Genomic DNA, 13387 nt, shown 5'->3' with positions numbered 1-13387 from the left:
GCCCGGGCCCGCAACAACCCCGGCACACCCCACCCCCTGCCGCACCAAATTCACCCCAACGGAGGCCATATACCCGCTACTTGGGGAATTCAGCACTAGGCCTGAAAGGAGAGCTGTGAAGAAGCGAACGACACAGAGGGTGGCGGCGCGGGCTGTGGCCGCTCTCGCGGTGGCGGGAACGCTGGCAGTCGCGGTGCCGCAGTCGGCGTCCGCTAGTGACTTCCTGAACCCGTGCGACCTGCGGTCGAAGATCAGTGAGCTGCAGGGATGGGGTTCCGACACCAGTAGCAACATCATCGTCTTCAAGGCGACTGCGCAGCGGTCCTCGCACTTCGACGGCGTCGTGGCCCAGGGGAGCGCCAAGGCGATCCCCTGCGGTGTCGCCTTCGGGGTCAAGGAGTACCGCTGGGTGGTCTTCAAGGGCGACGGTGAGTTCGTCCACAAGGGCGACGGCGGCTTCCGGAACTGGGCCTACTACGGCAATACCGATCGGTTCGGCGAGAAGGTCGTTTTCCATCGCCGGTAACGGGTGACGCGCAGGGTTTGGGGCGAGGTTGTGGGTCGCGCCACTCCACCTTGCCCCAAGCTGCATCCCGCGTTCCCTGTGCAGCAACGGTGCTGTCCGGGCGTCGGAATAGTTGTTGGCGTAGGGGGTTCCGGTCGTCGCGTGCAGTAGACGAAACAATATTCGAGCGAATCATCAATGGATGCTTGAATCATTTCGAGAATGGCTAAATATAGAAATGAAATTCTCCGTGGCAGTACGTGCCTGGGTAGCGGCCTCCGTAATCACGCTGCCTCTCACGGCCATCGCCTGCGGAGGGTCAGCCAATCAGTCCGGCAAATCGGCGCTCGGCCGCCATCGTCACCCGGCAGCAGCTTCCCGAGCGCGTCCGACACCACATCACCGACTCCGGACGTCGCTGGCACGAGTCTTCCTCCCCTGCGCACGCCCGAAGCCGTTCCCACCTCGCCGCACGCCTCGGCCGGATCGCCCTCCCCGAACACTCCGGCGCTCGGGACTAGCCAGAACGTCAAGCAGTCGTTATGACCGGCGTCGCCGCTTGCCCTGTAGGCGTAGCAGGCGACCGGACTGATATTGCTCGACACGCTGACGGTGCGGTCTCCGGCGGCATCAGGTGCCGACCAGTTGCCGTCAGCGCGTCGGGGTGAAGTGGTTGAGCACAGTAGTGAACCGCCGCTCGCCCTCCAGCCAGTCCGCGTCGAGGCAGGACAGGTAGATGGCGTAGCTGGTGCCGTCGTCGTCGAGGAACTCGGCCTCGACCGCCAGCCGCCGGCCGCCGCCCTGGGCGGCGTAGCTGAACTCCCAGACGGCGGCCTCGTGGCCGTTGACCGCCACGCTGGTCATCTTGTGCTGCTTGTAGTCCTTCAGGGACTTGGAGACGGCGCCCTCCATCTGCCGCATGTGCTCCAGCGGCTTCACCGACTGCCCGGCGGTGACGGCAAACTGCAGGTAGTGCGTCTTGTTGTCGGGGCTGTAGTAGATCTGGTTGTCGGAGGTGGTGCTGCGCTGCCAGGTCGGGGTGTCCGAGGGCAGCGGGAAGCGGAAGCCGGCCGGGTCGTCGACCCAGTGGTAGCCGTCGGGCGCCGCTGGTTCCGGGGCGGCCTCCAGGGTGGGAGCTGGGACCGTCGGTGTGTTCGGGTCGGTGGCGGCTGCTGGGGGTCCGGGGTCCTGTCGGGTGACGAGGAATACCTCACTGGCCACTGCAAGGCCGAGGGCCAGTGCGATCGCGACGATCACAAGAGCGATCCGGCCCCTACTCGGGCTGTGCGCGGGCGAGGCTGGGAGCGGTACCGGTGCGACCGGATTGGTGTGTGTCCCGGCGGTAGCACGAGGCCGGTTCGGCCGCTCTCCCGTCTCCCCGGCGGCACCGTCCTGCTCCGTCGGTTTCGATTGGATGGGCGCCCGCAGCGGCGCGACGGCCTTGAAGCCGATCGTGTGCCCGGCCTGGACCTCGGCGAGCATTTGGGCCGCCTCGTCCGCGGTCGGCCGCTCGGCTGGGTCCTTGGCCATCAGCGCGGCCAGCACCGGCCCCAGCGGCCCGGCCCGGAGCGACTCCGGCAGCGGCTCGTCGACGACCGCGGCCAGGGTGGTGATCGGCGAGTCCCGGCGGAACGGCGACTGGCCCTCGACCGCCGCGTACAGCGTCGCCCCGAGGCCCCACAGGTCGGAGGCCGGCCCGGGGCGCTCGCCCTGGGCCCGCTCGGGCGCCAGGTAGTCCGGCGAGCCGACCAGGTCGCCCGGCCGGGTCAGCTCGGTCGAGCCCTCGTACTTGGCGATGCCGAAGTCCAGCAGCACCACCCGCCCGGTGCCGCGCTCCAGCAGCACGTTGGCGGGCTTGACGTCCCGGTGCAGCACGCCCAGTTGGTGGCCTCGGTGCAGCGCGGCGAGCACCTGGCTGCCGACCTCGGCGGCGGCGCGCGGCGGCAGGGTGCCGTCCTGGCTGATCACGTCGGCCAGCGAACGGCCGTCGACCAGCTCCATCACGATCCACGGCCGGCCGTCCTGCTCCAGCACGTCGTGCACGGTGATCACGCCGGGGTGCTTGATCCGGGCGGCCGCGCTGGCCTCCCGCTTCATCCGGGCGTGCAGGATCTGCAGGTCCTCCTCGGGGAGGTCGTTGACGGTGAGCTCCTTGACCGCGACCTCGCGGTCCAGCATCCGGTCCCAGGCCCGCCAGACGGTGCCCATCCCGCCCCGGCCGAGCCGCTCGCCCAGCTCGTACCGCCCGGCCAGCAACCGCTCCGCCTCGACCGCTTCCGGCCCGTCCTGCACACCCATCTGCGACCCCCTCTTCTTCCGCATCGCTTGTCGTCGTCGTGACGGGAGAGCTCGCTGCAGACTCTGTCCGGGTGAGTCTCACGCACAGCGGGCCACAGGTTTTGACCTCGAAGAGCATCTCGGTTGGAGAGCCTCCGGGGGCCGATGAGGGCTGCTGCGATGTCGGCGAAGCGGTCGGCCTCGTCGCCGACCCAACCGTGTGAATGGCCAGCTACCGCCAGCTCAGCTCTAGCTCTTTGCTGCTAACGAACGCCTCGTCCGTCTCACTGGGTGAGAGACAGTCTCGCTAAAGGGCCCGACGAGCGTTGCCGGGCAGGGGCGGGACGGCGTTCTGCAAGTTGAACGATGCTATCAAGCGGCCCCAGGGGGTGGAAGGAGCTGGTCTGCCTGACATGTCGAGGTGCTGGGGCGATTTTCCTTCCAGCTCGGTTGCCAGGAGGATGTTCATGAGCCGGTCGGCTATGTAGTGAGGCGTGAGGCCGCTGAAGGCAAGGACGTCCGGGCGCGAGCCGTATTTGAGGAAACCTTCCGGAAGTCCGAAAGTGCAGACTGCCTGCCGGATGCCGGCCTTGCTGAGAGCCTGGGTGACCGCAGTGCCCATGCCGCCGACGAGAGTGTTTTCTTCGACCGTTCCGATCAGGCGGAACCCATCGGCCAATGAAATCACCTCCGGCGGAACAGGTTTCACCCAGCGTGGATCGACGACCGTAACCCCGAGGCCGCGTGCAGTCAGCTTTTGTGCGGCTTCCAGCCAGGTGGCTGCCATCGTTCCGAAAGAGACAAGGAGTACGTCTCTGTGAGGGGAGGACGCCAGAACGTCGACGGTGCCGAACGGTCCGACGGCCGGGGTGACGGGGTGGGTGGACTCATTGGGAAAACGGAGCGCGGTCGGCCCGTGCTGATGGGCGGCGGCTTCGCGCAGCGCCGATCGCAGAAAGGGAATGTCGCGTGGTGCGGCCACACGTAGGCCCGGTATCAGGCTTAGGAAAGACAGGTCCCACACGCCCCTTGTCTGACGACCGGCTGTTGCCGGTGGCACCAGCGTGATGGAGCGCGAAGGTCACGGGAGCGTGATGCAGTGCCACCTCAAGGAGTGCCTGGTCGAACACGCGGTTCAGATGGCCTGCGTCGATCGCCACCACTGGGTGGGCACCTCCGAGTGCCAGGCCGGCCGCAGCACCTACCACATGTTGTTGAGCGGGGCCGGCATCGACCACGCGCTCCGGAAAGCGCTCCATGAAGCCCCTGAGTCCGAAGGGCTCGCCCGAGCCCGCTGCCACGGCGACGAGATCGGGGTATGTCGTCCCGAGGCCGGCCAGGGCCTGGTCGAAAGCGGAAACCCAGTCGGACCGGGCAATCCGGTGCTTCCGGGAGAGGAGGTGGGTCGGGCCGGCAGAGTGGAGGCCGCTCCTCGGGGGCGCTGCGATCTCGGGGCGGCCACGTCCTCGGTCGGTGACACAGTGGAGCACCACCGGCCGGTCGAGCTTCACGGCATTGCGCAGTTTCGCTTCCAGCGCGGTGGTGTCATGGCCGTCCACGGGCCCCAGATACATGATGCCTGTGCGCTCGAACCGAACCTGTCGAGCATCGCGAGACGTGTCAGTCCGTCGCGAGACCATTCGGTAGTCGGTTCCCGGCGCACGGCTCTCGTCGTTCAGCACGACGACGACCGGGCGCTGCGGTGTCGCACCCAGGAGTCGAAGGGCCTCCCAAGCCAGCGCCTCATTCAATGCCGCGCTGCCTATCACCGCTACTACCGTGTCTTCGCGGAGTCCTCTGATGTGGCGGGCCGATGTCATGCCGTCAGCCCAGGAGAGCGCTGTCCAGCACTGCGAGCTTTCAATGGCATCGTGGGCAAACCCGTTCGGTGGGCCGGGTGTTCGGCCGGAGCGGCCCGCTACAAGCCGGTTGACGTGAGCGTGGCGACCGGCACCCCACAGGATGTGATCCCTGGGAGGATTGAAGACCCTCAGCAAGGCGAGGGTGAGTTCGACGACGTCCAGCCCGGGCATGAGCTTCCCGTCTGTTGAGGGGACGCTCTCGAGCAGAGACTCGCGGATCTCTGCCGCAAGATTCTCGACCTGGCGAGGATCCATTGACCGTAAGGCTGGTAGATCTTTCCTGATGTGCAACAGACCTCCCGTGACACTGTTCATCGACGTCGGCTCCAGGTGATCCGGGCCTGAGGCTCGCAATGCCGGGAGTCGATTGCTTGATGGCGAGGCCGCCATGATGTCGGGAGGCGTAGCTCCGACCCGTGGTGGCGGCACTGTGGCCACGCGTCCGTCTGTGCCTCGGAAAGGACGGACGAGTTCGGGCCGCGATCCGGAACGCCCTGGGACCGGCTGGTCCTGTCGGCAACGGGTGAAACGAGGTTCTGGATCACTTTCAGTGCTGATGTGAGTGATCGTCATTGCCTGTGCCGGGAACGGGTGCCGGTCACACGGCGAGGAGAACGCGCTTGCGTAGGAGGTCCAGGCCCGCGCGGCCGAACATCTGCCGCTTCAGCATCTTGATCCGGTTCACCTGCCCCTCCACCGCCCCCGAGCTGAACGGCAGACTCAACCCCGCCACCACCGCCCCAAGATCAGAACCGATCCCGTTCACAAGCGACACCAACTCGGGCGGGCCGCCGGCCTTAACCTGGTCGATCCAGCCGGCCAGCTGGTCGCGGCCGGTGCGGGCGGTCATCATCTCGGCGAAGGTCCGGACGTGGTCGGCGGTGACGTCGAGCTGTGGGCAGCGGGTGAGAATGCCCTTGATCTTGAGGGTCTCGTCGGTGGTGAGGCTGTCGGGGTGACGGGTGATCCAGGTGGTCACGTCGCGGACCGAGGGCGGCCGGGTGGAGCGATCCTGTGGCTGGGCGCCGGATCGCAGGGGTCGCAGGTAGTCGCGCAGAACGAGCGGAACATCGTCACCGACACGATCGGCCTGCTGCTGGCGGTGCTGGTCACCGCCGCGAGTGTCCAGGACGGCACCGCCGGCCGACAGTTGCTGACCGGGATCGCGGCCGACCACCCGACCGTCGGTAAGGCCTGGGCCGACATGGGATAGAAGAACGCCGTCGTCGAACACGGCGCCACGCTCGGCATCGACGCTCGATTCTTGGCACAGTTGCTGGAAGCAGGTGGCCTGGCCTGGATGGTCGGCTGTTCCACCATCACCTCGGTGCTGGCTGAGGCGGATGATGTTGGTTCCGGCCGCGGTGAGGACATGCTGGACGTGGGTTTTCGCGGTGTCTCGGTAGCGGCAGTTGCGCAGGCCGTGGGCGTGGACGGTCTCGGAGACGGTGGCTTCGCAGCCTGCCCTCACGGCGTATCGGTCCTGCCAGGGCCGAGTCCGCTGCTCGTTCCTGACGCGGTTCTGGATCTCCTGCGGGGGCTGCGACAGCAGCAGGAGGTGGCGACCCTTGCCGTCGACGTTCCCGGTGCACTTGGGGCGGTCGTCGCAGGCCCGGCAGACGGCCCGGGGGAAGAGCACGGACAGGCGTGGCTGGCCGTCGGCGAGTGTCGCCTTCCAAGGTGGGCTGGTAGCGCCGTTGGGGCAAGTGGGCGTCCGTTCTGCCCAGTTGGGGAGGAAGTCTTCCTTGTTGAAGCCCGGCAGGGCTCGTGTCCTGGGCGGGAGTCGGACCGGGCTGACCAGGTCGATCCCGTACTCGGTCCTGGCCCGGTGGATGGTGGCGGGGCTGGTGTAGCCGCCGTCGACCAGGTGCTCGGCTGGCGCCAAGTCGCGTGCGGCGAGGTCGGAGTGGATCTGTTCCAGGGTGCCGATGTCCTGCTCGGGTGCCGGGGTGGTGGCGGCGTGCACGGTCACGTTCGGTAGGCCGGTGTCGCAGGTCTCGGTCTGGTGGTCCTTGTAGCCGACCTACTCGGCCTTGCCGGGTTTGTGGCTGAAGCGGGCCTGCGGATCGTGGGGAGAGACGATCTCCACCGACGACCACGGGCCCCGGGCCGAGGCGGGGTCGGGCCGCCCGTCGGAGGCTTCTGCGGCCATCGACCGCCGAGGACTGTGGCGCCGGCTCGGCCGATCGCGGGTCTGCTTGGGCCCGCGCCAGCCCAATCGGTCTTCCTCGTCGTACCAGTACTGCTGGACCCAGACCTGCCGCAGGACCTCCACCTGCGGCAACTCCCGCAGCCAGGCCGGGGCACCTGGCCCAAGGACGGCTCGCAGCAGACGCATAGCCGTCCTCGCCGACCGCCAGGGCGTACCGCTCCCGCTCCTTCGTCTCCTTTGGTAGCCGGTCGTAGCGCACCGGGCGGCCGTAGCGGGGAGCCCAGTCGTCCGCGGGCAGGGCGGACAGCCATTCCCCTCCAGACGGCACCGGACCGCCTCGGCGGCCTGCCGGCCCGTCAGGTTCTCGGCGTACTGCAGCACCGACACCAACGCGAGCCGCGCCGGCGACAGCCCACGCCGCCCGTCGACCGGGTACCACTCGGCAAAGTCCTCATCGCTGCAGCGGGGGCGCTTCGTGAGCCGGGCGGATGACCGGCGGGGCGGCCTCGGGGGTGGCCAGCAGGACGACGATGGTGATCGGCTGGTCGCTGTGGGGGCAGTTTCGGGTCGCCGCAGGCTCCAGGACGTCGCGGACCGGCGTCCGGGCCGCGACCCCCACCGGCCTGGCGCCCCGCATCTCGAACGCCTCGCCGCCCAGCTGCGCCGAACCGGAACCGTCCTGATCACTCCCGGGCCGTAGTCCGGCGCGCAGATGCGCCTGGAGGTCGGCACGCCGGATGGGGTGCACCGGTGCTTCGACCGCCCGACCGCGCCTGTGCATCGATCGATCGCTTGGAGCCAAGCCTCCAGGAACGTCGTCCCGCAACGAATCTCCGCACCCTAATTCAACGTGGGAACCAGCAGGGCGACGGTCGGACCGCGGACGGAAGACCTCTGCGGCTAGGCGCACTCATGCCATCGGATTGACAGTAGATCCTCATTTCTGCTTATGTCTTCCCACTTCAAGTTCAACGTTGGATTCCGGAAGGGGCGAGCATGCTGCCAGTCTCGACCAACCTCTCCTGGTGCCGACACGCAGCCAACGCACTGACCAGCTGCGGCAACGTCGTCGGCGGGCCCGGCAATGGCCACACCGCTAAAACACCTTGCCGCCGACCAGGGTTGCCTACCCGCCGATGATCGATCGGGAGAAGTAGGCGTCGGCCACCCCCGGACGAAGTCCGGCGCCGCACGAAACCCCCGACCCCGCTTTGCCTACGGACGGCACCAGAGGGGCAAGCCCGACGCGCCATGGCCGGGCACCGACCTGCAAGTCCCGCACTCAACGGCGGACGATTCCCATCCAATGGGCAGCCTGTCCATACGGTAGGATTAGTGAACGAGGCCATCCTGCCCACCCGGCCAGCGTGCCCCTGGACCCGTGGCGCGTTCTTCTGATCAAGGAGAAGGCGAACCTCAGCCGCCGGTTAACGCCGCGTCCGACCGGGGACTCGACGGCCGACCCGCCCTACTCCGGCGAGATCCCGGCCACTCTGCACTACGGCGTGTTGCGCATCCGACCCGCCGAGCCCGAGTGGCCCGACCGCGGCAGATTCGCGTTGGGGGCCGACCCGCTCGGCGTCCGGTCATGGCTGAACCTGCCCGCCACCTCGAATCGCCGCCGGTAACCACTCGCACCCGGAACGACGGAATGTTCAGTGACCATTAATGCACCCACATCACCACTCCACCGAAGGACGGAGGCCGACGAACCGTCGATCGCATCAACCCCCGCCGACCGGCGGGTGCGATTCATCCCCTGGGGAGTCACTCTCACCCTGTTCCTTGTCTACGCCTTCTTCACCGCCCGCCGTCACGAACTCCTGCTCACCAGCGGGTACGACCTCGGCATCTTCGAGCAGGGGGTGCGCGGCTACGCCGAGGGCCGGGGCCCGATCGTCGAACTCAAGGGTCCCGGCTTCAATCTGCTCGGCGACCACTTCTCGCCCGCCCTCGCCACCCTCGCCCCGTTCTACTGGCTCTGGCCCTCGGCGAAGACCCTGCTGCTGGCCCAGGCCGCGACGATGGCCGTCGCCGCCGTCCCGATCAGCCGCTGGGCGCTGCGTGGCCTCGGACCAGTCGCCGCCGTGGTCACCGGCCTCGGCTACGGCCTCTCCTGGGGACTCGCCTCGGCGCTCGGCTTCGACTTCCACGAGATCACCTTCGCGGTGCCCCTGATCGCCTTCTCCGTCACCGCGCTCGGCGAGCGCCGCTGGGTGGCCGCCCTCGCCTGGGCAGCGCCGCTGGTCCTGGTCAAGGAGGACCTCGGCATCACCGTGGCGGCCGTCGGCGCATACATCCTGTGGCGCGGCGACCGCCGGATCGGCGCGGCCGGGATCCTGCTCGGGGTCGGCGCCTCGCTGCTCGAACTCCTGGTACTGCTCCCGGCGATGAGCCCCAGCGGCAGCTTCGCGTACTGGGACAACCTGAGCGGCGGCTCCGGCGGACGGAACCTGCTCGCCCTGCCGCTCGACCTGGTCACCTCGGGCGAGAAGGTCACCACCGTCCTGCTCCTGCTCGCGCCGACCGCGCTGCTGGCCGTCCGCTCCCCGTTGATGGTCGTTGCGCTGCCCACCCTCGGCTGGCGGCTGCTCTCCAACAACCCCGCCTACTGGGGCACCAATTACCACTACAGCGCGGTGCTGATGCCGATCGTCTTCGCCGCCTTCGTGGACGTCCTGGTGAAGGCGCGCGGCCGCGGCGGGGTGCTGCCCCGCTGGCTCGCCCACGCGGCGCTGCCGGTCAGCCTGACGGTCACCCTGGCGCTGCTGCCATGCTTCGCGTTCAGTCAACTCTTCACCGGCGAGCTGTGGCGGACCCCCGCCCGGGTCGAGGCCGCCCGCTCGGTGCTGGCCACCGTCCCGGACGACGCCCGGGTCGCCGCGTCCAACCGGCTGGTGCCGCAACTGACCAACCGCTGCGAGGTCACCGTCTTCGGCTGGCCGCAGAAGTGGTCGACGGCCGAATGGATCGTGGTCGACGAGGAGCAGCCGATGGGCTGGCCGCTGTCGCCCGACCGGGAACGCCAGGAGGTCGCCGCCGCCAAGCGCGGCGGCTTCCACGTAGTGCGCAGCGACCACGGCATCACGCTGCTGAAACGCGCCGCCGGCGCGGACGTCCCGGTGGCGCCCGACGTACCGGCCCCCGGCACCCCAGAGGCCGGCTGAGCCGTCGCCAAGAGCCGCGGCCCGCCCGCGCACCCGTCCTCGTGCCCGCCTCCGACCACGTCAGGGATCCCGTGCCAGTCGAAACCGGGCTCAGCCCGTCCACCCGCCCGAGCCGACCGCTGCTGCCGCGCGCCGTGCGCCCGCTCACCCCCGGCATCCGCGCGCTCTCCGGTCGCCGGACCGCCGTCCTGACCCTGCTCTGCTTCGCCGTCACCGCGGCGTGCGGACTCCAGCAGTGGTCGGCGGTCCGGCTGGGCGGCTTCGACCTCGGCATCTTCCACCAAGGTGTGGCCGGCTACGCGCACCTGGGTCTGCCGATCTCCCCGGTCAAGAGCTACCACCACGAGTTCCCGCCCGAGTTCTCGCTGCTCGGCGACCACTTCTCCCCGATCCTGGCCGCGCTCGCCCCGCTCTACTGGATCTGGGAGGACCCGCGCACGCTGCTCCTCGGGCAGGCCCTGCTGCTCGCGGCTGGCGTCCCGCTAATCCGCCGGATCGCGGTCTACTGCTTCACCCGCCAGGCCGACGGGACGACCGGTGGAGCGGAAGGTGCGACGGCGTCCGACCCCGCGCACCTGCGAGCGGTGCGCCGGGTCGCCGACCTGGCGGGCCTGGTCTACGGCCTCGGCTGGCCGCTGCTGGCCGCCGCCCGAGGCGGCTTCCACGAGGTCGCCTTCGCCGTCCCGCTCACCCTGCTGATGTTCGAACGCGGCCTGGCCCGCCGCTGGGGCACCGCCGCCCTCGCCGCCGCCCTGCTCTGTGCCACCAAGGAGGACCTCGGCCTGTTGGTCGGCGTGTACGGCCTCGTCCTGATCTATCGCAACCGCCCGCGCGGCGACCGGGTCGGCGACCGGCGCGCGCTCGCCTTCGGCGCCGGCCTGCTGATCGGCGGCCCGCTGGCCTCGGCCCTCGCCATCGTCCGGCTGATCCCCGCGATGGGCGGGCAGCCCGACTACTACTGGGTCTACGGCTCGATCGGCCCCAACGCCGTGGAGGCGCTCAGCAACCTGCTCGGTGACCCGCTGCTGCTCGTCCAGGTCGCCACCAACGCCAGCATCAAGCCGCTGCTGGTGCTCTGGCTCTTCGGCACCCTGCTGCTGGTGCCGCTGCGCTCCGCCGCCACGCTCTGCCTGCTGCCGCTGCTCGCCGAGCGCGTGCTGTCCGACAACCCGAACCACTGGTCGATCACCCACCACTACGACGCCTTCCTCTGGCCGGTCCTGCTCACCGCCACCCTGGAGGCGCTCGGCGACCTGTACGCCCGGTGCGGAGCCGGGCGGCGCACCGCGTACGGCCTGGGAACGGTGGCGGTTGCGATCGCTCTGGTGAGCAGCCTGATGCTGGGCGGGATCGGCCTACTGACCCCGGCCTCCTGGCGCCCCTCGACGAGCAACGCGGCTCTGCTCCGGGGTGCCGGACAGATCCCGGACGGCGCGGTGGTGGAGGCCGACAACCAGGTGGTGCCCCGGCTGGTCGGCCGCACCGACGTCGTCCTGGTGGACGGCGTGCCGCGCGGGCGCGACTACGTGCTGATCCGCTCCGACACCCGGACGTTCCCGTTCCAGACCGCCGCCGAACAGGCCGAGCGGATCGACCTGCTGCTCGCCCACGGCTACCGGCAGGTCTGGGCCGAGCACGGGGTGGTGCTGCTGCACCGAGAGAGCGACGAGCCGGTGCCCGGCACACGGGTGCCCGACAGCGACAGCACCCCGGTGAAGGAGATCGTCCCCTCGGACGTCGGCCACAACCTGTTCGAGGGCTGATCACCAGTGGTGCCGTGCCCCCGTCCCCCGCTGGCCGGGGGACGGGGGCACCACCGGCGCGCGGTCAGGTGGCCATCCGGTGGCGGCCCCGGCCGGGCGTCACCCACCGGGCGACCATGCCGCCCAGGGCGAGCAGGTTCGCGCCCCAGACGACGCTGAAGACGATCAGCATCGGCAGCCAGGCCACCTGGTAGGCGACGGCGCCCGGCCGAGCGAGAGGCCGACCATGAAGACCACGGCCGTCGGGGTGAGACTGCACAGCCAGTGCCAGGTCCGGTGCACCCGGCTCCCACCGCACAGGGCGCAGATGGTTGCGGGGGCGACGGCACCGAGGGTGCCGCCCGTGCCCTGAAGTGAGACCGGCGTCCTGGAGCTGCCAACTCCGAACGCCGGGTCCGACACCCCGCAGGGCGTCGGTTCACCACCACGCGCGCAGCGGGACTTCTTCGCCCAAGGACCGCCGCGCGCGCTCCTACGAAGCACGGGGTATCGCATGTCTGCCGTACGCAGCGGAACCCCAACCTGCCGCCCGGATGCCGGCGTAACGCCTTGCCTTGGCGCCGAGCTCGCCCGCCATCGTCTGGCCGATGCGCGAGGAGATCGGCCGCGCTGAGTCGAGGACCACCTCCGGCAGCTCGCCGCGGTTGGCGCGATCTGCCGCTACACCGGCTGCGACGACCGTCGGTACTTCCACTATCCGACGTGGTGCAAGCACCAGAAGGTCCGCACTGGCGGGCCGATCATCCGCCAAATGCACCGCAACCTGCGTAAGCGACCTGACCTGGCCTGAAGTTCCACCTTGCGGCTGGACACCTGGACACTGGGACATGTGAGCCCGGAGGAAGCAGTTTCAGGTGGGAACCAAGAACAACATGAGTAAGCGGTACACGACGGAGTTCAAGCGGGACGCGATCGCGTTGGTGCGGTCGTCGCCGCACCGGAACGTCACCGAGATCGCCCGTGAGCTGGGAGTCAGCCCGGAGGGACTGCGGGGCTGGGTCAAACAGGACCGCACCGACCGGGGCGAGGGCGGTCCCGGAGAGCTGACCAGCCCCGAGCGCGAGGAACTCGCCCGGCTGCGTCGCCAGAACCTCGAGCAGCAGAAAACGATCGAGATCCTGCGCAAGGCGGCCGCCTGTTTCGCGACCGAGACGACACGGTGATCCGCTTCCGTTTCGTCCAGGACTACCACGGCGCCTGGGGCGTCAAGCGGATCTGCCGTGTCCTGGGCATCGCCCGCTCCTCCTTCTACGCCTGGCGCGCCGGCGAGCAGGCCCGCCGTGCCCGGGAACGGGCCGAGGACCTGCTCGCCGCCGAGATCACGGTGATCCACCTCGCGTCCAAGGGCGCGTACGGCGTCCCGCGCGTTCATGCGGAACTGCGACGCCAGGGCCGGGCGGTCAATCGGAAGAAGGTGGAGCGGATCATGCGCGAGCGCGGCATCGCGGGCGTCACCCGGCGCCGGCGCCGCGGGCTGACCCGCCAGGCCCGCAAGCCGGTCTTCGCCCCGGACCTGATCGGTCGCGACTTCACCGCACCGCGGCCCGGGATGCGGCTGGTCGGCGACATGACCTTCCTGCCGACCGAGGAGGGCTGGCTCTACCTGGCCACCGCGATCGACCTGGCCACTCGCGAGGTGGTCGGCTACGCGATGGCCGACC

General features: G+C 69.4%; 9 protein-coding genes and 4 pseudogenes. 6 read left to right on the top strand and 7 right to left on the bottom strand.

Annotation, left to right across the window (positions count from 1 at the left end; genetic code table 11):
* Nucleotides 1–115 precede the first annotated feature (115 nt).
* On the top strand, nt 116–526 hold the full coding sequence (locus ABT263_RS37555) for a hypothetical protein (protein WP_352298092.1): 411 nt from the start codon (nt 116–118) through the stop codon (nt 524–526).
* Between the two features lie 630 nt (nt 527–1156).
* Here ABT263_RS37555 and ABT263_RS37550 read toward each other — a convergent pair.
* The 4 genes and pseudogenes from ABT263_RS37550 to ABT263_RS37535 form a co-directional block, all read right to left on the bottom strand.
* Nucleotides 1157–2803 carry a serine/threonine-protein kinase gene (locus tag ABT263_RS37550; RefSeq protein ID WP_352298089.1) on the bottom strand — a complete coding sequence of 549 codons (1647 nt, stop codon included), beginning with the start codon at nt 2801–2803 and terminating at the stop codon, nt 1157–1159.
* A 286-nt stretch (nt 2804–3089) separates the two neighbouring features.
* On the bottom strand, nt 3090–3764 hold the full coding sequence (locus ABT263_RS37545; protein WP_352298087.1) for a transketolase C-terminal domain-containing protein: 675 nt from the start codon (nt 3762–3764) through the stop codon (nt 3090–3092).
* On the bottom strand, nt 3670–4899 hold the full coding sequence (locus ABT263_RS37540) for a 1-deoxy-D-xylulose-5-phosphate synthase N-terminal domain-containing protein (RefSeq protein WP_352298084.1): 1230 nt from the start codon (nt 4897–4899) through the stop codon (nt 3670–3672). Before ABT263_RS37540 ends, ABT263_RS37545 begins: the two co-directional genes overlap by 95 nt.
* 343 nt (nt 4900–5242) lie before the next feature.
* Nucleotides 5243–5704 (bottom strand): annotated as a pseudogene (locus ABT263_RS37535) (ISL3 family transposase); the annotation flags it as partial.
* Nucleotides 5705–5707: 3 nt separating this feature from the next.
* Between ABT263_RS37535 and ABT263_RS37530 the strand changes: the two are divergent.
* A pseudogene (locus ABT263_RS37530) lies at nt 5708–5854 on the top strand (IS5 family transposase); the annotation flags it as partial.
* A gap of 138 nt (nt 5855–5992) precedes the next feature.
* Here ABT263_RS37530 and ABT263_RS37525 read toward each other — a convergent pair.
* From ABT263_RS37525 to ABT263_RS37515, 3 genes and pseudogenes are all read right to left on the bottom strand, one after another.
* Nucleotides 5993–6610, bottom strand: a pseudogene (locus tag ABT263_RS37525) (transposase); the annotation flags it as partial.
* A 57-nt stretch (nt 6611–6667) separates the two neighbouring features.
* Nucleotides 6668–7237, bottom strand: a pseudogene (locus tag ABT263_RS39005) (hypothetical protein); the annotation flags it as partial.
* Between the two features lie 10 nt (nt 7238–7247).
* Entirely contained in the window at nt 7248–7577 is a 330-nt protein-coding gene (locus tag ABT263_RS37515; protein WP_352298079.1) for a hypothetical protein, read from the bottom strand.
* Between the two features lie 964 nt (nt 7578–8541).
* Here ABT263_RS37515 and ABT263_RS37510 point away from each other — a divergent pair.
* The 4 genes from ABT263_RS37510 to ABT263_RS37495 form a co-directional block, all read left to right on the top strand.
* Nucleotides 8542–9963 (top strand): DUF2079 domain-containing protein, encoded by a 1422-nt coding sequence (locus ABT263_RS37510; RefSeq protein ID WP_352298076.1) that lies wholly within the window; start codon nt 8542–8544, stop codon nt 9961–9963.
* Nucleotides 9964–10034: 71 nt separating this feature from the next.
* Entirely contained in the window at nt 10035–11726 is a 1692-nt protein-coding gene (locus ABT263_RS37505; RefSeq protein ID WP_352298073.1) for a DUF2079 domain-containing protein, read from the top strand.
* 854 nt (nt 11727–12580) lie between these two features.
* Nucleotides 12581–12889 carry a transposase gene (locus ABT263_RS37500; protein WP_352298070.1) on the top strand — a complete coding sequence of 103 codons (309 nt, stop codon included), beginning with the start codon at nt 12581–12583 and terminating at the stop codon, nt 12887–12889.
* A partial coding sequence (locus ABT263_RS37495; protein ID WP_352298067.1) for an IS3 family transposase occupies nt 12886–13387 on the top strand: 502 nt, incomplete at its 3' end. The genes ABT263_RS37500 and ABT263_RS37495, both read left to right, overlap by 4 nt.

Source organism: Kitasatospora sp. NPDC001603, assembly GCF_040298365.1.
Lineage (GTDB): Bacteria > Actinomycetota > Actinomycetes > Streptomycetales > Streptomycetaceae > Kitasatospora.
The sequence above is the reverse complement of the archived record's forward strand: the minus strand, read 5'-3'. Positions and strand labels throughout refer to the sequence as shown.

Coding starts and splice junctions, on each gene's coding strand:
- ABT263_RS37550 (WP_352298089.1), bottom strand. CDS start 2,803: ATGGGTGTGCAGGACGGGCCGGAAGCGGTCGAGGCGGAGCGGTTGCTG.
- ABT263_RS37540 (WP_352298084.1), bottom strand. CDS start 4,899: ATGGATCCTCGCCAGGTCGAGAATCTTGCGGCAGAGATCCGCGAGTCT.
- ABT263_RS37515 (WP_352298079.1), bottom strand. CDS start 7,577: ATGCACAGGCGCGGTCGGGCGGTCGAAGCACCGGTGCACCCCATCCGG.